Origin of the sequence: Wolbachia endosymbiont of Aedes albopictus, assembly GCF_024804185.1 — a bacterium.
Lineage (GTDB): Bacteria > Pseudomonadota > Alphaproteobacteria > Rickettsiales > Anaplasmataceae > Wolbachia > Wolbachia pipientis_B.
Window position 1 is genome coordinate 1 of the sequence record NZ_CP101658.1, and the last position, 18,803, is coordinate 18,803.

Below are 18,803 nucleotides of genomic sequence, written 5' to 3' on the forward strand. Positions count from 1 at the left end.
ATGATAATATTAATTGGAGGTCAAAAAGGCGGTGGTGGTAAAACAACCATAGCCACAAACCTAGTGACTATGCGCGTTATAGAAAGTAGAGATGTCTATCTCTACGATATTGATCCTCAAGAGACAGCTACCTTATGGGCATCTCTACGAGATCAGAACATGAACTTACCGGTAGTTAGCAGTAGTCAAGGGATACATGTTGGCGCAGCAATCAAAAATGAACTAAGAGCTTTACATTCCAAATACCAAGATATTATTGTTGATGCAGGCGGTGCTAATAATGACGCATTAAGAGCAGCCTTATTATTAGCTGATCTAGTTATATTTCCCATTATTCCATCTGGATTTGATATGTGGACATTTAAAACTCTTAGCAACTTAGTTGCTGGTGCCCAGAGTTGTACAAAAACCTTTAAAGCAAGAGTGCTACTTAATAAAGTTAGTACTAATCCAGCTAGAGCTAAAAGAGAAATCGAAGACTGTGATAATCTTTTGAGTGATTTTGATAACTTAACGAGATTCAATAGTTTCTTAAGTGAGCGAGTTGTAGTTCGAAACGCCTCTAACGAAGGTATGACGATTGTTGAATATAAACCAGCTGACACAAAGGCAATTGAGGAAATTAAATCTATTTACAAGGAGGTTTTAAGTGTCCACTAAAAAAGGAATAATAATCCCTACAATTTCAGAACACAGATCGAATAGAACCTCTGGTAATTTGGCTGTAGGTTATAAAAAAGAGGATCAACAGGACCATGCTTTTATTAGAGGACGGGAACCAAAACAACGATTAACATTAAGGCTTTCACCTGATTTTTGTAGAAAAGTAAAAGAAATAGCCTTTAAAACAGAAGATACAGTTTCTAACATCGGATTCAGAGCTTTAACAGAATATATTAAAACCTTAGAGAAATAACTGTGGATAACTCACGTATAACTGTTTGTCCCTTTACTACTATAATATGGGGGCACTTCCAACTTTTATAATAAGAATATACTAAAAAAATATAATATGTACATATATACTATTGTTACTAATAAAACTGTAGATAACTTTTAGAAAAAATAAAAAAACTACTTAATTTTAGAGTAAAAGTAGTACAAAACTTGTATAGTTACCAAGTTTTTTATGAGCCTTTTTCAATTAAGCAATAAGAGGGTCACTTTCAGGTGAAACGTTAACATTTTTACTTCTTATTTAGGGTCCCTGTAGATTGTACAGTTTGTTGTAATCCTCCAGAACATCAAACGGATTTTCTCTTATACAAGATAGTATGTGGCGTAGCTCCCGCAATACCCTTCTTCTGCTCTGAATATACTTCTTGTTGAAAAGAAAAGAAACATGCCGCCGCGCGATCAAGAAAAAGTCTTTCTCCGTGTTTACTCCAATCTTGATCATTCTGTCTTTAAACCTGTTGAAAATGAGTTTTAGCCGCCGCTCCAGCTCTTTTCTCACGTATATTTCAACAGCAGCTCCTCCTCGCTTGCTTAGCAGACTTATTTGGTATAGATTATATCCCTGTACTGTCCTGAAAATTTGATATACTTTGTCGGGTGTTGCTCCTGCAGCAAGTAGTTTTTCCTCTCTTTCCTCACTGGTGTTTTTTATTATAAAGTCTATGTGGCGGTCAACTTTTTCTTTCATACCTCTAATGCTGTATAAATGCTCATCAAAGGTTATCCAGAGATTTTTGACGTAGACCATTATCACCTTAATTTCAGGATGATCCTGGAACTTTTCGAAAACTTTTTTTATCGCATCTTCTCTAATAGATAGTACGTCCGGAGCTTGCGACGTTTTTAGACTGTAAAACTTATCATTTACTATCTCCACAAAGTATTTTTCCGCCTCTTTTTGGGCTGCATTGGAAAAGATTTTCTTTGCTTTGTGCGGATTGAACGGTTCTGAAAGATAGCTACTATGTTCTTCTGGAACAGAAGTTCCATTTTTAAACCATCTTACTTCCTTATTTTTTAAAACTTGTAGTAGTTCACTGGCAGTAAGACGCGTTTCATTATCAAAAGTTCTAATTGGAAGTTTGCGCTCAATTGACTTTTCTCGCGCTTTTATTCTTCTTCTAGAGTTGATTTGTGCCCTGACATGTTTGCTATTGGTATTAATTACGTGAGAGCTGCCACGTATATTGAAGTTATGGGATATATGATAATAAGAAGTCAAGATTTTTCTTGTATTTTTCTCTTGACTACTCTTTTCGTTCTGATATTCTATTATTGTTCTGTCTTGCATAGGGCGTGTAGAATTTGTTTCGCAGCAGAAGTCTACAGGAAAATTTTTACCGTGTAAAGTGTAAGATTGCGCTTTACACGGTTTTTTCTGAGATATTGAAATCACAACAACAAAGAAAAATTAATCCCTTCTGTTCTTGCATAGGTTTGTTTCTAATAGGTTGATTATGCTTTTTAAAGCATAAAGGACAGTTCTACTATAAATTAGTTAGTGTGTAAAGTAGAACCTAAGATTTTTTTGACTTTAGTTTTTCGATCTCGTCGATTGGAAGACCGGTGGATTCAGCTATTAAGTCGACAGATATGCCAGCTTTAAGTAGGTTTTCTGCCACTTCAATTTTTCCTTCAATTTTTCCTTCGATTTTTCCTTCAGTTCTACCTTTCTCTTCAGCAGTCTCAAGCCTGTATGCAAGGATGGCTTCTTCTTTTCGTAGATCCATTATTCTTTCGTCATATGCCACCAGATCTTTCTCACTCCAGTGTTCCTTGTTTAACTCCTCATACGCTAGATTTATTATCGGAGATTTTTCTGCTATATCTTTTAGGTCTTTCTCTGTAGTATCTTGTGCGTGTTTGAAAAAAAAGCACCAGCGTTCTACTGTACTTTCCAACTGTTCCACTTTATCTTTTTTGAATTTAGGTAATTCAATGAAGACAAATTGAAAACCTTTTAGGTAATGTCCATTAGTTTTTATTTCTCGTATATTATGAGTAGAAATATACTCAACTTCCTCAGGAAACAGAATATTATTAGAGATGGCAATAAAGAATACTTTCTTTAAATTAACATATTCGTTACCTCTTCCAGCTTGTCTTGAATAAGCTTTAGCAGCATATAGTTGTGCGCGTTCTTGAAAGCTTTTATCGCGAGCGAGTTGCATCTCAATTACGTATCTGTGACCACTAGAATCTTTGCAAAGAACATCAACAATACTTTGCTTATCAGATGCAATCTCAGGATCCATAATGGTGCTGAGAAACTCAACTTCTTGTATAGTATCTACTCCAGTAAATCCTAAAATATCATTAAGAAAGTGAATAAGGATATTCTTATTTTCCTTGTTACCAAATATCCTTTTAAACGTTAAGTCGCATTTTGGATCTAGGAATTTAGAAAAAACCATAAGAGATTTGCTTGAAAATTATTAATATTATACACTATTTTCCGCGATCTTTCAACTTAATATTCTCCCTGTATTTACTTGATATGGTACTGTAACCTTTCCGGTTGACCCGCTGCGATTCTTTGCAACGTTTATCTCTAAGTCGTTATTAGAATCAGCCTTATAATAATTTTCTCTGTAGAGTAATAACACCAGATCAGCATCTTGTTCGATGCTCCCTGACTCTCGCAGGTCTGCCAATTGCGGTCTTTTATTTTGTCTATCTTCTACCTTACGGCTTATTTGTGATAATGCTACAATAGGAACATTAAAGTCTTTTGCTATATTTTTTAAAGTTCTGCTGATTTCTGTTACTTCAAGAGTTCTATTTTCGGTTACTTTCGATCCTCTGAGTAGCTGTAAGTAGTCAATGTATATGCATTTTATTTTATATTTTCTACAAATTGATGAGATTTTTTTCTTTAGGATATTTAAATCCATATTTCCTGAATTATCGACAAGAATATTTAAAAAAACTATTTGATTTATCCCTTGATGTAGAAGTTCTGTGTTTTGTTTCTTGATAATATTGTTTATTGTCTCATTTACTTCAATACTAATCATTCTATTAATTAACTGATTTGCTGACATCTCAAGTGAGAAAAAGCAGACATATTCTTGCTTTTTCAGTAACTTTGCAGCCTGCAGAGCCATATGTAGTGCTATTGAAGTCTTGCCAATTGAAGTACGTGCTGCAAGTACTGTTAATTCTCCTTCTTTTAAGCCACCAGTTATGGTGTCAAGCCTGGGTATTCCTGTTGTTACTCCTTCTATTTCATTGTTATTTGCAAGTAGTTTATCGATGTAGCTTTTATAAGCTTCAAAATAATCAATGATTGGTTTGATGTCTTCATCAACATGTGGCATTTGGTCGACCCTGACCACTCCTTCCTGATCCATTCTCTACCTTAAACCGGAGGCTCCTCAAACTCTAAATCTTGTTTTCGTCGCCTCTCCCCTAATTATATACTATATTATATATATAAATATAATATAGTATATAATTTATAGGGGGGTGTACCAAAAAAATGAGCTTTTTTTGAGCTGAGCGAAGCCACCTAAGGTGGAGAATGGATCAGGAGGGAGTGGTGTATAAAATTATATATATAAAATCTTTAAGATTTTCTGTATAATTTACTCATGTAACTTGATAAAAAAGGAAGATAGAATCTACTGAAGAGTATATGTATCGATTATCTTCAAAGCCTCTTCATAAATGGTGTCTCTATGCCCTACTGCAACAATAGTTACTGCATGCTTTACAGTATTTACACTATATATGATGCGATAATCACTAACTCTTAGCCTTCTGTGCCCTTTAAAGCTGTGGTGTAATGGTTTACCAAGGTTCAATGGATCGACTGTAAGCCGATCATGTATTGCGTCTACAACTCTTGACCTTATCGTTTTTGGAAGGTCTGGAAGATTTTTCTTGAGAACGTTCCTTAAGAAGACAATAGTGTATTCCAATCTACATCCTCACTTCTAACCGTCTCTGCACCTTCAACGTCATACTCGTTAGCAACCACAGATAGTAAAAAGTCTTCCATTTCACGATCTATTGCTTCTTTAAATAGCCTTTCTGCTAATTCTTGAGTCGGCTGCTTAGTGAGCTTAACTAGCTTAGCAAAGTGCTGCAAAGTTTCTTTACTGAGAGCTATGTTAGTGCTTAAGTTTGCCATATGTTCTACCGAATTCTACCACTGTAATCATTTTACAACATTTTTCTGAACTTTTCAATAAAGAAAATTGATGATATGTAAAAAGAATTTTGTGCACCTGTGTTAATAAATTATTAATAATTTGGCATATACTAGAACTGGCTTTTGCTGATGTTAGGGAGAAATGACACAAAGGTTAATACTAAGCATAGTATTGCAAGATATTATCAAAAATAAGGAAGGTATGCCAGCTAGCGGGTACTGGATGTATTTTTATGATAAGAAAAGTCCAACTACTTTACGCCACGCATACTATAAAAACCAAGAGGGAAATACTGTACCAGCTCCAAACCCTTTGCAGCTTGATGAAAACGGTGCCTTACCTCACAAATTATACTACTTTGTTGATGTTGATGATCCTGAAGATCGTTACACCGTAGAGCTGAAGTGCCGGTATGGCAATGCTCTAGCTCCTGAACTCATCTTTCATGATTTACCGTACTTTCAAGAACAGTCCAAATCAGATACAGCTACAGCTATATTATCTGATAACTTATTTATCGATGGTCAGTTTAATATTGGTATACAAATTGATGATAGAGGGCATGGCCCTGGTTATGTTTCACATGAATTTTCGCAAGTGCCAATAGCAGGGCTTTCATGGCAGTTTTTGAGATCTTATGCTGATTCAGTTCCAGTGGAAGATAGGGTTGATATAGATAGAGTTTTCATTAAAGAGATCAGCGAAGCTGAAAAAATCTTTGAAGGCGACCCTCGCTTTTATTTAAACGTCATCTGCGAAAGATTTAGCGAAACAACACCACCGCTAGAAAAGGTTGTAGCATTTAGGAGTTCTAATGTGTTGTGGGGTACTGCTGCCAATCCTATGCTAAAGTTCTATGCTTGGAAAAGTGGTGACAATATACCGATTGAGATATCAATGATTCGTAATTTTGGTTCAAAGTCATCAACAGCACCACAAATTATACCGGTTGATGAAATATTAATTGATTCTGATACTCCAAAGCCTTACTATACTAGTGCTCCTTTACCAGAAATAACAATACCTAAAGATATTGGTGATGATCAATATTTATTGTTTAAGTTTTCGTTACCAACAAATCGAAAGTTTGATTTTAGAGCAACGAATTTTTATTGTGCAGAGGTTTCATCTCATCCATCAATCCTTGAGTTTGAATATCCAACACAAAACTCCGACTTAGCAAAGTCTAAGTTATTATTTTCTTCATTTCCGGCAACTAAATACAGCATTGATAACAGCTACAATGAGCTAGTTTTTACAATTGGTGGTCTCAAATTTGCCGACAATGTTGGTGAAATAATCCGCTATCCAAAAGGTGCAAAAGTCAATGAAAAAGAAATAAATTTGATGAAATGTGATGGTCGCGCACTTGATTCAAGGGAGATCAGTCCAATAAGAGTTGAATATAAAAGACTATATGAAAAGCTTGGCTTTACTCCAGCTACATTTAATATGCTTCAAACTGAAGACGTACCAAATTGGTTCAATGCGATATCAAGTGAGTATATTAAAAAGTTTATTGCGGATAATAAGGTTAAAGTTAAGTTTGAAGGAAATGGAGTAGTGAATCCAAAGCCAGAAGGTGATGATATTGGTCATCTGTGGCTTGAAACTACATTTCATGCTAATGTAGATCTTACTACTTGTTGTCATTCGTTTGATATTACCACTGATTATTCGAATGGAATGGTTGTAGCAACTAATGATAGTTTATATACTGTAAAATTTGCGGGTTATGGTTCTGATTTTCCAGGTTATTTTCAGGCTACAAGTAAATTAGGTGTATTTTGGAATTATCAGGGCGGTAGTTCATCATATAGTCAAGGTATTGATAAAGTAACTAAGCAAACTACAGCACATTTTTCTGTTAAAGAAGGATTTTTATATTTAACAATAAACCTTAATTATCAACAATTTCCTTATCCTTCTGGTTTATGTGGATTTTTTAATTCTGTTAATTTTACTAGTAGAGTTTATGATATTGGTTTTCCTTTAATTATACCACAAGGTAGCGCTACTTTTTTGCAAACAAATCACATGCAGACTAGTGTTTCACAAAATTACTTTTTGTTTTCGTCATGGTTTGTATATTCGATGTCTTCGGTGTATGGTTTAGGGGGTAGTAAGTCCGCAAACGTTACACTTTTTGGTAATCAGGGTGCAAATTTATTAACGAAGTCATGGGGTGATTACGTTATTTACAAACAATCACTGACGGACAAAAGAACGCCAGGAAAACCGAATGTTCTATTTGCTGATAAAAATTCAGTGATAACCTATGCTATGCAGCACAAGGCACTGTTTACACAGAAATGTTTGTATGTTCTTAAGTTTAAAGAAGTGAAAGCAGGTGACTTTATAGGTCTTAAAACATCTCATAACATCCAAGCTGGTAACAATTTTAATGTAGTAATATGGTGGAGTGTCGATGGTGAAGGAAAAGCACCAACTGATGTTACTGCCAAGGAATTCAAGGAAATTAAAGCAACAAAAGATACGACACCAGAGCAACTTGCAGACATGATTGCCAGTGATATTAACAATAAGGGAACAACTATATTCCATATCCCCAATATCACTGACGATAAGTATGACTACTACATGAGGTATTAAAAATTTAAAAATAGGAGAAAAACATGATTGAACAAACTGACGAATTTAATGAAAAAAACGCTGAAATCAGTGAAAAAAATGCTGAAATCGATGATTTTTACGAAGAAAGTGTAGAAAAAACGAAAAATATCATCGATGAGGCGATAGCCAAAGGGTATACGCTCGGTGATGATGATCGTAAAGTTTTAGAGCTGGTAAAAGCTAATGAGCAATTTGCTGAAAAAGTTCTAAGTGGTGAAGATTATCAGGATCTACAAGATTTTTGCGATACACTCACTGTAAGTAAAGTTCGTTATATTAATGAGCAGATAGCAAAAGGCAAAAATAAAGCATCTTTTGTTAAAAAGATAGCTGATATTGCAAAGGATGATCAATTAGCTCAGGAACTGCGTAATAAGCCACTGTCTAAGTTTAAAGAGGAAGTTGGTGGGTTAAAACAAGGGCTACACAAAAGCAGTAAAGCAACTGCTATACCCACTAATTATCAGTATAGTGATGTTCCAAGTAGCTTCGAAGAAGAGTTCAAAGAAGTACAAAATTATTTTCGTACTAGGGGGTATTAATGCCTATTACATCAAGTTCAACATATTATAGAACAACATTATTATCACAGCTGCTTATTGAGCGTGTTTTATTTTCAAGTCCATTGCTATCCTTTACCGGCCTTGGTGCTGATGATATTCCCAATCGTTACTCTGGAAAGGATAGTTTTTTAATCCAGCCTCCTTTTGTTTCTACACCAGGAGGATTAATCAGTGATGACAGGTTCATGGATGAAAAAGATGGTATTCATACCGTCAAGCAAAAAACCATGAGGATTGACTATAAGAGAGTTTCTGGGGCAGCTAAAATTGATCATGATGATGTGAAATTTTTATTTAATCGCGATCAGTTTCCTACAAATGTACCAACAAGTTTAACATCGTTTGTGGAGCGTGGTGAGCGAGCTTATCATGAATTATTGATGAAGGTCGTTAAGCAAATAAATGATTATCAGTTTAAAACGATAGCATCACGTGGCTTTATTTGTGCTGGTTCTACTGAGGATAATATGTATGACTGCATAGAAGGATACATGCGCCAGCTCATCGATTACATGATTCGTGTAAATGGTGGCGTAATGCGAACTTCAAGGCTTGTAGGTTCAATGCCAAATTCAGCGATGGGATTATTGCGTACAAAATCAGGATTAAATTACACGCAAGCACCAAAAAGTGATATGTTCCTCAGCGACACTAAAAATATGTTATCGCCACTAGTGTTTGATTTAGCAGAACTTTACATTGACACCTCAACTTATTTCCACCAAGCAGGTGAAGTATCCAAGAAAGAAAGTATAACGTTAGAAAAAATCGATAAAGAAATCGATGAATATCACTGCATGACTGCAACTTTTTCAGAAGGTTCGTTTAAAAAAGGAGATATCATTCAGCTAGAGGATAAGGAGTGGCTAGCACGAGATAGAAAAGGAATACCATCTGGAGTACCGATAGCACTTACTGTAATGGAAGATACAGATGAAAAAACTGTGCGAGTATCACCTGGTATTACCCCTGGTGTTGATGTTCCAGATAAAGATTATTTAAAAGGTGCGAAAGCAAAAGTTGCTCCTGATCACTGTAAAGCGTTTTTATGGTGGCAACCAGCTTCGATATTTAAGATGTCAACAGTACCTGCACCTTCTGGTAGCAAGTATCTTTATAAGGAAATATCCGCTCCTAATGCCGCTTTTGGCCCTTCAAGAAATAACTCAATGTCATTTGCTATAGAAAGTAGATTTGTACTGGAGCGACATCCACAAGAGATTGGTGAATTGATGGCATATCTCTATAGTGATTTTTTCAACTTTTTTGTTGGCACTTTGATATTACCAGCTAAATCACCGAAACCAGAGACTTATATTAAAACGATCAAAAATCTTTCTACTGCTGATAAGGAAAAGAAAGATGGAAATTAAGACTTACGATGATAGTTTTTCCAATTTACTTGTGGAAATACAAGGAATGCTTGGGATTAACTCGCGCCGTGATGCTTCTGAGCATTACGGTACGCTTGATTTAGTTAAGAGGCTTTTTTGGGAAGCTTTTGATCAGTTGCATGAAAATTACTATTGGCTGGGCTCTGACGTTGTCCAGGAGTTTGAGTTAGAGCCTGGTCAAACAGTTGGTGGTGGCTATTTGTTTGATGGTTGTAACAAGAGGAAACCAGCTTTCGATGTCAATCTAACCCACTACAAGAATTTCTATGTCATGGATTTAATAGATCACTATGGTGCATGTAACTTACGCTATACACAGTCGCTACGGATGCCATGGTTACCATCTTACATGTTACTCACGCGTGATACTTGTCGTGAAATTAAAATTTTGCCGGCTGTGAAATCATCTAAAAAATATGTAATTTACTTTAAAGAGGCTGGAGTTGTGTCTTGTGAAAAAACAGGAATGGACGTACCAGTTGGTCTTGATGGATTAAAACGAGAATTTTTGAAATATTCTACAGCTTTTAAATTATCAGTGCGGCTGAATACTCCTCTGCCACAGGGTTTTAATGAACAGTATCATGAAATAAGAAATAGGCTTTGTGCTGGTCACAGTGTGGGAAGTCAAAGTATTAAGGAAACTATTTGGATAGACAATGAATTCTTTTGAAATTCCACTACTTAGAGATATTAAATATGGTTACTGTATTGATGATTTCACAGTAATGAACTTTTTGGCTACTCCTGAAGGTTTGCGGCTGCGACCACCACTGTTTCCACTTTTTGACATTCCTTTTGCAATTGGCGATGTCATCGTTGGCTTTTACTACGGTAATGATGATACAATTTATTTAGCTAAGGTGAGTGCTACTTTTTCACTGACAATTTATAAAGTTGATCTACCGAAAAGTAAATATAAATCAATATTTACTTTGGCGAGTGTCTCTAGGGATGATCGTCCTTCTATGTGCAATTGTAATAACTATAAATTTTGGTTGATATCGGGCAAACTTTATAAGCTCGTAGATGATACCTTTACTGAAATTGATATCTCAAAAGGCGATATAAAGCCAAAGGATATTGTAGATTTTGCGGTGATGAACTCAACTCTCTACTTGCTAAGTAGCAGCAAAGGAGAAGTGTTCTATACTAGTGATTTTGCTGACTTTAAAAATTGGGAAGCATTTAATATTCGTTCCTATGCTGGCAAAGGAGTAGGCCTTGGTGTAATCAAGAATAATCTCTGTATCTTTACCCAAAGTGGAATGGAAGTATGGTACGGACAACCGAGCAGTGATGGAGTATTTCCACTTACTAAAAGACGAGACCTAAGTTTTTCCTATAAGCTAATAAGCAAACGTACTTTGGAAAATGATGGCAATTATCTAATTGGTGCATTTCATTTAATCGATGGCAAATTTGTAATCATTCGTTTTGATGGTCAAGAAATGAAAAAACTCGATAATGCTCCTCTTTTCGATTATTTTAGGTCAGAGAGAAGCAGTATTGATTTAAGTGACCATGCGGTCAGTAGCATGTTCAATTATAACAACAATACTTATTATGTATTATTTTTTAATTTGCCTAATGGTGATTTAAATAACAAATATTATCCGAACGTTGCTTTCTGTCTGCATTTGAATTTAGGTATTTGGACACTGCTTAAAAACCAGAATAGTTTTTCTGCCAATTATCACATCAATGTTAAGCATAAAGTTTATAATTTACTTATCAATGATGGCAGCTCTGATATTACAATCTGCGAAGCTAGTGGATTATTGGAGGAAGATGTTGATAATGTTTTTACTTTTGATGGGATAATAATAACAGATTATTTTCCATCGTCTAAGCCTTATGTTACCGAACAGCTAACGTTTTTATACTTCTATGAAAATACGATCAGTGAGCAGCTTAATTCTGAAGAAGGGGGCATGTTTATTGATATGTTTATTTCCTGCAAGAGAGATTTTCCTGTTGAGCCGGATTATCGATTAACAATTCTTGGCACTGAATTTGAAGATAGTAGAGAAAAAATCATCAAGCTTAATTATAATCTTTTTGGCATTAATGGTGGAGTTGTACGTTTTAAGTTCGAATTTAAAAGATACAACAGTTACAAGTTTAATTTTTTATTGAAGGGTATTTATGGAAAGGAAAGAATTTAGTTTAGATTTATTAGCACCTAAAGATATTGTGTCGTACACCTACGGGGATAATTACGATACGTATTTTGCAGAAGCAACTAAGCGTTTGAACATTTTGTGGGCAGAATATTTAAAGAGGGGGGAAAATGGAAACAGAGAATCAAAAAAGCACGAAAGGCCTTATACGTGAGACAATCAATAAAGAGCTGCAAAATGTAATTAATTCTGCTGATAAAGAACAGAAAATGAGGCATTTAGAAAATGCTTTAATATTGAAACTTGGTCTTGGAATTTGCGATGAGATTGATGGTGGTGAGCTGAAGAATCTAGTCTTTGCTCATGATAAGTTAAAAAGTGATAACAACTTATCAAGAAGCCAAGAAATGGTCGACGGCATTGTTGATGAGTATAGGGGAGATTTTGAAGGATGTTAGGGTTACTTAGTAGTCTTGGTAAAGGAATGCTCGAGGGTAAATATGAGCAAAGACTTTTGGAACGAAAACGCTTTGAAGAGTGGCAAAAACAATATATGGAGCAGCAGCTTAAAGCTCAGGAGCTGTCAAATGAGGAAAAGGCTTATATCTCAAATGTGCCAAGGTATCAAAGAGCACTGGAGTTAGCGAATGAGAAGCTGAGTGCTGCTGAAAAGTCTGATGCTTTGCCTAGTTCTTCATTTGGTAGACTATTCTATGGTGATACAATGAATCCAATTATGGATCTTGTTAGAAAAGAATCCAAAGTCAGTACTCGTAATGAGTTTAGCCGTTACCTAGAAGGTGAGCTTTTACCTGCAATTATGCAGATAGAGGGCTTGCCGATGAATGAATATTCGGTGAAAGCCTTCAAGAAAAAATTTGATGTCAATAAACTCTCAGCTGAGAGTTGGAGGAAGTTTTTTGCTGAAACAAAGGAGAAACTTGAGGCTCGAGCTGGAGATATTCAAAAGAAAGTTAGGGGATTAAATGAGACTCAGCTTAGTCAGCTCATGCAAGATCCGCAAATAGAAAAAACTGTAAAGGAAGAGGCAATAAGAAAACTTGATAGTCAGATTGAAGGTTTAAGTGATGATGAGATGAGTTCTTTGATTAAGTTTTCAGGTCATGCTGAGATAAATGAAGAACCAAAAGAGGTGAAAAAAAATTTTCTGCGGGAAATGGGACTGCAGATAATTGTAAGTGTTCCTGCGATGATGATAGCAGGAGCATTGGCAACACCTTATGGAGCTCTTGCAGTTTTTTCTGCAGAACTCTTGGCAGGTCTTGGTTCATCTTTTGTTGGCACTGCTATTGAGAGAGGAATAGCAGGTGATGAACATTATATTGCAAATTCTGCTGTTGATACAGCAGAAGAAGGGCCATTGATTGCTGCAAGCCATCTTATTGCTCCGGGATTAGGCAAGATTGTGAAAGGAGTAAGAGGTCGTTTTAACCCTGGGAGAGAGCCGGTGCGTAATGTAGTTAGTCGTGGTTTTGATGCTGCAATAAAAGATGTGCCAAATATAGGAGTTAAAGATGTTGGTAGCTATTTAAAGAGTGCTGCTAAAGAGACGAACAATCCTTTTCAAAGAATTGTTGCTAAGGATTTAGCAAAGAAGTTTTCTAGTAAAGATGGAAATTATACAGCCAAAGAATTTGCCGATATATTATCAGGTCTCAGGGAATCTTCTCGAAATTTAGCCAAAAAGTATGATGTACCAGAAAGTCAGATCAGAGATATTGTAAGCAAACTAGAAGAACGCTTTTTACCGCTACGTGCCAATGTCAGTAAAACAATGGGGCTACTAAGCGGTGCGAGTAGTGCCTTAGAGAAAGGGAACGTTAGAAAAGTAGCTGAAGTATTTGGTGAATTACCTGAAAAGATTGCTATTGACAACGGAGTATTTACTAAGGACCAAGTAATTAGAAGTTTTTTATTAGAAAATGCTGATGTCATTAGAAATAAGTTTATAGCACCTGTTGCTTCAGAAAAATTGACAGAGTTTGCTAATAAAACAGGATGGTTTGGTCATTTATCTACAGGAGCTGTTCGAGAGACTTTAGCAAAAATAGGTCTCAATGGCTTTGCAGATGGCAAAATTGCTAAGTTATTTGCCCAATATTCTTTTGGTTCTGCCAAAGATCCAGTAACACGAGAACTACTATCTGCTTTGCAAGGCAAGATTATTGAAGAACAAAGTGGTTTCATTTTAGAAATGCTTAAAAAAGCAGCGATGAGTGGTGGTAAAGTGGCACTTCGTGGGCAAGTAAAAGGAAATGACTAAGCTAGAGTACTTAACAAGACTGAGGAGTAGCTGGTTTGATTATTGGAGCCAAAATGTTGAGCAAGCAAGGCGGCAGCATAAGTTCGTGATCATGGGGCAGCAGTATACTGAGAATGAACAGCGAGAGCTGCTAAATATTGGTGCAGAACCGATAGTTTTCAACGTCACATTTGCGATGGCTGAGAAGATTTTAAACACTGTTCGCGGTAAAAGGTATGACTTAGAGCTTAAGGTCAATGGCGAGAGCAGAGATCCAGAGATTATGCAATTGATGCATGGGTCTATCACTGATCTGATCTTTAGTCAAGATCACTATGTTGAATATAGTAAAGCATTAAAAGAAGCAATAATAGGCGGATATTCAGCGCTCTACGTTGGTTTTGGTTATAACAATGAAGATATCGAAGATGATGAGTTGACGTTTAAAATCAGGGCAATAAACGGTACTGAAAGTTTCTTCTTCGATCCACACAGTAACGAGCCGCATAAGGGTGATGGTCGTTACTGTGGTATTATTCATCGCTTATATAAAACTAGCTTGGAAAAAATGGGTTTTTCCCCTGCTAAAATTGCAAAGCTGGAATTTAAAGATAAAGATACTGTTCCTTATATTGAAGTTACTGATTTGTATTTAAAAAAAGATGGTGGCATAACTTTTTATCGCTTTACGAATGAAGAGATTCTTGAAACTAAGGAATTATATGGTCACAGACATTTGCCACTGGTATTTCATGGTGGCTGCTCTCATTATATTGATAATCATGAGGTAACAAGACGACTGGGTGTTATGTGTCACTATGCACAGAAAGCCTATAATCATTGCATGGCAATGATGAATTATGGTGCTAAATACTTTCAAAATCGCTATTTAATGCCACAAGCGAGCGTCAGCAATGATAAGGCTCAGCGCTTTGCTGATCCTCGTGAACTGTTACTAGAATATGCGCCGGTGGATGGTATGCAGCCTATTGTTATACCGCCAACTGGCTCTGACCCAAACCTCGCAATACTAATGCAGCAAGCTTTGAGCTTATTATCGCAAATTTGGAGTGACACTACGAACATTGTGAAGGATAGCAAATACTCATCTGCCGCTGCTTTGCGGGACAAGTTGAGGGAGAATGAAGGTAGCGTCACTTCGTACTATTTTGCTCATCAAATTACGCTGGGTCAAGTAGGGAAAGTCCTGCTTTCCCTTTTGCCGTATCAATTAGCGCAAGATGATGAGACTTTAGAAATTTTAATTAATTTTAGTAGACAAACAAATGTAAAAATTAAAATCAGTGAATCTTTGGAAAAACAACGTGAAAAAGATAATGAACTGATGCTGAATGTCATGCAGTACCTTGGTGCGAATGGTCTTGCTAATCAGCAAATAAGTATCGAACTTATAGCGGAAATGCTCCTGAATCAAGATACAGTAAGTAGTAAAATTTTACGTGATAAAGTGCTAAACGTTGGTCAACAGTTACAGGAACAAGCGCAGCAGCAGGCACAGCAACCAACAGAACAGGATATTAAATTACTTGAGATTCAAACAAAAAAAGAAGCTGCAGAACTGAAAGCCAAAGTTGACTTAATAGCTGAGCAGTTAGCTGTTTTGCGGGAGCAGATGCGTAATGCTCATGAAGAAAAAATGCTGAAGGAGAAGAATGGAGCTTAAAATACGAAAATTTCCATGTCCAAAAAAACTTAAAGGTGTTCCTGAAAATGTCTTAAGCGTTGATCTTGGCAAGAGTAATGGTTTTGCCTATGTGAAGGATAATATACTTTATTGCGGTAGCTATGTTTCAGGAGTTGAAAAATGGCGGCTGGGTGGAGAGACATTGCGCCGGATTAGTGATGAATATCGAGGAGTCATTGATTTATTACTATTTGGAAATCAAGAAATGGATTTAGTACTGCTAGAAGATAATCAGTATTTTTTCAAGCAAAGATACATTAAAGGTAGCCACATGTCATATTATAAAAAGCTACAAATGGTGGTAGAAGGGTTATTTTGTTTGCACTGGAGAGGCAGAATTAAACGCTATTTTGGTGGTGCACTGAAAAAGAGATGTTTTGGCGCAGCACGTAAGGAGATTGTCAAAGAACGTATTAAGAAAATGCTCAATGTTTCCCGGCTATGTGATCACACAGCAGATAGCATAGCTGGTTTATTTGCTGTTTTAAAAAGGGAGGAATAATGTTTGGAGATTTATTTGATTGGCTTTTTGGTAGTTCTAAAGCTGATCGCCAGTTTGAAAAGAATATTGGAGTACAAGAAGGGTTATATAATCGATACAACAAATTCATGGATAGTCTTGGAGGATTTGGGAAGGGAGGACCAGGAGGATTTATCAATCAAATAGCATCGCAATATCAAGGTAATCCTTACCAGCAGTTCATTAGCAATCAAATGAATACAGGCCTTGGCAACCAATTAAGAGCAAGTGGTCTTGATCAATCAAGCTATGGTCTGTCTAAAGTTGCAAGTTTAAACTCTGAACTTGCCTCTAAAGGCTTAAATGACTTTATCAGCTCATCTTTAGGAGGGCTGCAAAGTCTTATTGGAGCACATGGGCTTGGTGCACAAATTGGTCAAAATCTAGGTGGTGGTTACACTTCTTACGGAAAATCTTTAAATGATCGTTGGATGGCTATCAATCAGATGTTAGGTGGACTTGGTCAAGGTATTGGTAGAAATTTAGTTTGATTTTTTATACTATACATAATATAATATTAATATATTAATTAAGTAAGGTGATGTTTTTATTCTTTATTTTCATGTTGGGGGTTGTTTGTGCTAGCTCGAAATCTGTTCAGGGTATAATTGCTCATCTGCTGTCTTGGACAATTGCTGGAGTATTTTGGGTAGTGATTGCGTTAGCAACAGGTTTATTAACGTGTGGGATATTGTTTCTTATAGTTGATTTCTTTACTTATATTTCCTCATTCATTCCTATTCCTCTATGGATGGATAGTATATTGCCTTTTGTTCCACTTACAATACTATTAAGCTGGTATCCATGGAAGGTGTGGAAAGTATGGAAAACTCGAGACAAAAAGACCTAGATTTATGCCGCAAAGACTTTGTTTTCTTTGCGTTTCAAGGCATGCTACGAGTATTTAACATTAGACTCAATTTAAAGAGAGAAAATGGTAGCAAAAACTATCTGTGGCTGCTCTTTAGCAGTGTTAATTGCTTGGTGTTTGAAAAAGCATACAGTCAGTGGTGGAACATACCGCCAAGATGCGCTAAAACCACGCTCGGTTTTATATTTCATGTAGCGTTTGCTCTTGGCAATAATCCCAGGGCAAAATTCATGTACATCACTCATCAAAGGGATCTAATGCGTGAGAAGATGAATGAACTGCACATTGTCCTTGAGTCTACATTTTACCGCCTGGTTTTTCCAAACGTCAAGGTGGTTGGTCGCAGAAGTACGCGAGTAATTAGAACTAAAGAAGGCGGTTTTGTTAATGGTTTTTCAATATCAGGGCATGTAACCGGTACAGGAGCTGGGGATAGCTCTCTTGATTTTGATAAAGGTAGAAAGTACGGTGGGTGCATTATCCTTGATGATTTACACGATGCAAGCTGCGCTTATAGTCGAGTATCGCTAATTAGTGCCTGTCAAAAGTTTGAACAATGCATAACTTCAAGGCGTAATACTGCTGATACGCCATTTTTGGTAATTGGTCAAAGGATCAGTGTTTATGACATATTTGGTTATTTAGAGAAAAAATCAGAGCGGCAATTTGAGAAGATTATAATACCTGCAGTGCTGGAAGATGGTACCAGCATTGATGAAAATAGACTGCCAATGCAAGAACTGAAAATTAAGGAAAAAGCAGAACCTTATGTTTTTCAATCACAATACATGCAAGATCCGCCAGAGCCAAAATGGCGAATATTTAATGAAAAATACTTTAAGAAGATTGATTTTGCTTATAAGACAATCGGTGAAAAAGATTTAGTAGCATTTATAGATCTAAATAGCGGTTCAATAAAAACACTAGATAGAACAGCGGTGGGAGTATTTCAGCCGTTTTTTATGAAGAGTGAGTTTTCATATGAACCAAAACGGTGCGGAGTATGGGTAGACTTACTGGCAGCAAAGCTCGATCCTGCTACGGTTGAACTGGATATTCATGCATTTTTGAGGAAATATGAACATAGGTTGCATGCCATAGTGGTAGAAGAACACGGTATAGGTTTTAAGGTTATAGCAGATTTACGGACGCTACTGCCAAACACTTTGATTTTAGGCTCAAGAAGAACTAGATCAAAGATGGAAGTGTTTCAATCTTGTAGTCAGTTTGTAGAGCAAGGTCATATCTTTCTTGAGAAAGAGGAACAAAATTTTCATTATTTGATATTTGATGAATTTGAAAAAATACATACTGAAACTGAATTTACCGATGATATAGCTGATGTCTTAAGTGAATTTATCATCTGGTTTCCTGAAAAGAACCGTCTAGGAATAGCTTGTCCTGAAGAGATGTATAACATGCAGTGTTAAAGAATGACGCTATAAGTGCCGTTTCTGTTCGAGCACGAGCCCCTTTTTCTTGTTTGAATGTGTGTGAACATGTTGACACGTTGACTTGGTGACACGTTGACTTAGTGACATGTTGACTTAACGACATGTTGACTTGACGACACGTTGACTAGTTATTAAGATACTGTTTTAGAATTAAAATTAGGT

At 36.2% G+C, this 18,803-nt stretch carries 19 protein-coding genes; 14 read left to right on the forward strand and 5 right to left on the reverse strand.

From position 1 onward, the window contains the following. Together NHG98_RS06220 and NHG98_RS06225 are read left to right on the forward strand one after the other, a co-directional pair. On the forward strand, positions 1-660 hold the full coding sequence (locus tag NHG98_RS06220) for an AAA family ATPase (protein ID WP_259245602.1): 660 nt from the start codon (positions 1-3) through the stop codon (positions 658-660). Then, the gene (locus tag NHG98_RS06225; RefSeq protein ID WP_259245603.1) at positions 650-916 is read left to right on the forward strand and encodes a hypothetical protein; all 267 of its coding nucleotides are present in this window, start codon (positions 650-652) and stop codon (positions 914-916) included. The genes NHG98_RS06220 and NHG98_RS06225 overlap by 11 nt, the downstream gene beginning before the upstream one ends. A gap of 282 nt (positions 917-1,198) precedes the next feature. Here NHG98_RS06225 and NHG98_RS06230 read toward each other — a convergent pair whose 3' ends face one another. The 5 genes from NHG98_RS06230 to NHG98_RS06250 all read right to left on the reverse strand — a co-directional run bounded on the left by NHG98_RS06230 (position 1,199) and on the right by NHG98_RS06250 (position 5,092). Then, positions 1,199-2,353 carry a hypothetical protein gene (locus tag NHG98_RS06230; protein WP_259245604.1) on the reverse strand — a complete coding sequence of 385 codons (1,155 nt, stop codon included), beginning with the start codon at positions 2,351-2,353 and terminating at the stop codon, positions 1,199-1,201. A 121-nt stretch (positions 2,354-2,474) separates the two neighbouring features. Further along, complete coding sequence (locus NHG98_RS06235) at positions 2,475-3,371, reverse strand: Rpn family recombination-promoting nuclease/putative transposase (RefSeq protein ID WP_259245605.1); 897 nt, start codon at positions 3,369-3,371, stop codon at positions 2,475-2,477. Between the two features lie 51 nt (positions 3,372-3,422). Further along, the gene (locus tag NHG98_RS06240; RefSeq protein ID WP_259245606.1) at positions 3,423-4,310 is read right to left on the reverse strand and encodes a replicative DNA helicase; all 888 of its coding nucleotides are present in this window, start codon (positions 4,308-4,310) and stop codon (positions 3,423-3,425) included. Between the two features lie 270 nt (positions 4,311-4,580). Beyond that, positions 4,581-4,880, reverse strand: a complete 300-nt coding sequence (locus NHG98_RS06245; protein ID WP_096616632.1) for a type II toxin-antitoxin system RelE family toxin — start codon at positions 4,878-4,880, stop codon at positions 4,581-4,583. Continuing rightward, positions 4,856-5,092, reverse strand: a complete 237-nt coding sequence (locus tag NHG98_RS06250) for a hypothetical protein (protein ID WP_096616630.1) — start codon at positions 5,090-5,092, stop codon at positions 4,856-4,858. Before NHG98_RS06250 ends, NHG98_RS06245 begins: the two co-directional genes overlap by 25 nt. A gap of 163 nt (positions 5,093-5,255) precedes the next feature. Here NHG98_RS06250 and NHG98_RS06255 point away from each other — a divergent pair, with 163 nt between their 5' ends. The 12 genes from NHG98_RS06255 (at position 5,256) to NHG98_RS06310 (ending at position 18,617) form a co-directional block, all read left to right on the forward strand. Continuing rightward, positions 5,256-7,727 (forward strand): hypothetical protein, encoded by a 2,472-nt coding sequence (locus tag NHG98_RS06255; RefSeq protein ID WP_259245607.1) that lies wholly within the window; start codon positions 5,256-5,258, stop codon positions 7,725-7,727. A 23-nt stretch (positions 7,728-7,750) separates the two neighbouring features. Then, positions 7,751-8,290, forward strand: coding sequence for a hypothetical protein (locus tag NHG98_RS06260; protein ID WP_259245608.1), 540 nt, complete (start codon positions 7,751-7,753; stop codon positions 8,288-8,290). Further along, positions 8,290-9,684, forward strand: coding sequence for a hypothetical protein (locus NHG98_RS06265; protein WP_259245609.1), 1,395 nt, complete (start codon positions 8,290-8,292; stop codon positions 9,682-9,684). Before NHG98_RS06260 ends, NHG98_RS06265 begins: the two co-directional genes overlap by 1 nt. Then, entirely contained in the window at positions 9,674-10,378 is a 705-nt protein-coding gene (locus NHG98_RS06270; RefSeq protein ID WP_259245593.1) for a hypothetical protein, read from the forward strand. The genes NHG98_RS06265 and NHG98_RS06270 overlap by 11 nt, the downstream gene beginning before the upstream one ends. Further along, positions 10,365-11,873, forward strand: coding sequence for a hypothetical protein (locus NHG98_RS06275; protein ID WP_259245594.1), 1,509 nt, complete (start codon positions 10,365-10,367; stop codon positions 11,871-11,873). The genes NHG98_RS06270 and NHG98_RS06275 overlap by 14 nt, the downstream gene beginning before the upstream one ends. A gap of 125 nt (positions 11,874-11,998) precedes the next feature. Further along, entirely contained in the window at positions 11,999-12,286 is a 288-nt protein-coding gene (locus tag NHG98_RS06280) for a hypothetical protein (protein ID WP_259245595.1), read from the forward strand. Beyond that, on the forward strand, positions 12,280-14,112 hold the full coding sequence (locus NHG98_RS06285) for a hypothetical protein (protein WP_259245596.1): 1,833 nt from the start codon (positions 12,280-12,282) through the stop codon (positions 14,110-14,112). The genes NHG98_RS06280 and NHG98_RS06285 overlap by 7 nt, the downstream gene beginning before the upstream one ends. After that, positions 14,105-15,775: a portal protein gene (locus NHG98_RS06290; RefSeq protein WP_259245597.1), complete on the forward strand. Its 1,671-nt coding sequence runs from the start codon at positions 14,105-14,107 to the stop codon at positions 15,773-15,775. Before NHG98_RS06285 ends, NHG98_RS06290 begins: the two co-directional genes overlap by 8 nt. Continuing rightward, entirely contained in the window at positions 15,765-16,298 is a 534-nt protein-coding gene (locus NHG98_RS06295) for a hypothetical protein (RefSeq protein WP_259245598.1), read from the forward strand. The genes NHG98_RS06290 and NHG98_RS06295 overlap by 11 nt, the downstream gene beginning before the upstream one ends. After that, positions 16,298-16,807, forward strand: coding sequence for a hypothetical protein (locus NHG98_RS06300; RefSeq protein ID WP_259245599.1), 510 nt, complete (start codon positions 16,298-16,300; stop codon positions 16,805-16,807). The genes NHG98_RS06295 and NHG98_RS06300 overlap by 1 nt, the downstream gene beginning before the upstream one ends. A 50-nt stretch (positions 16,808-16,857) precedes the next feature. Next, positions 16,858-17,166: a hypothetical protein gene (locus NHG98_RS06305; protein ID WP_259245600.1), complete on the forward strand. Its 309-nt coding sequence runs from the start codon at positions 16,858-16,860 to the stop codon at positions 17,164-17,166. Beyond that, the gene (locus tag NHG98_RS06310; RefSeq protein WP_259245601.1) at positions 17,139-18,617 is read left to right on the forward strand and encodes a hypothetical protein; all 1,479 of its coding nucleotides are present in this window, start codon (positions 17,139-17,141) and stop codon (positions 18,615-18,617) included. Before NHG98_RS06305 ends, NHG98_RS06310 begins: the two co-directional genes overlap by 28 nt. Positions 18,618-18,803 lie beyond the last annotated feature (186 nt).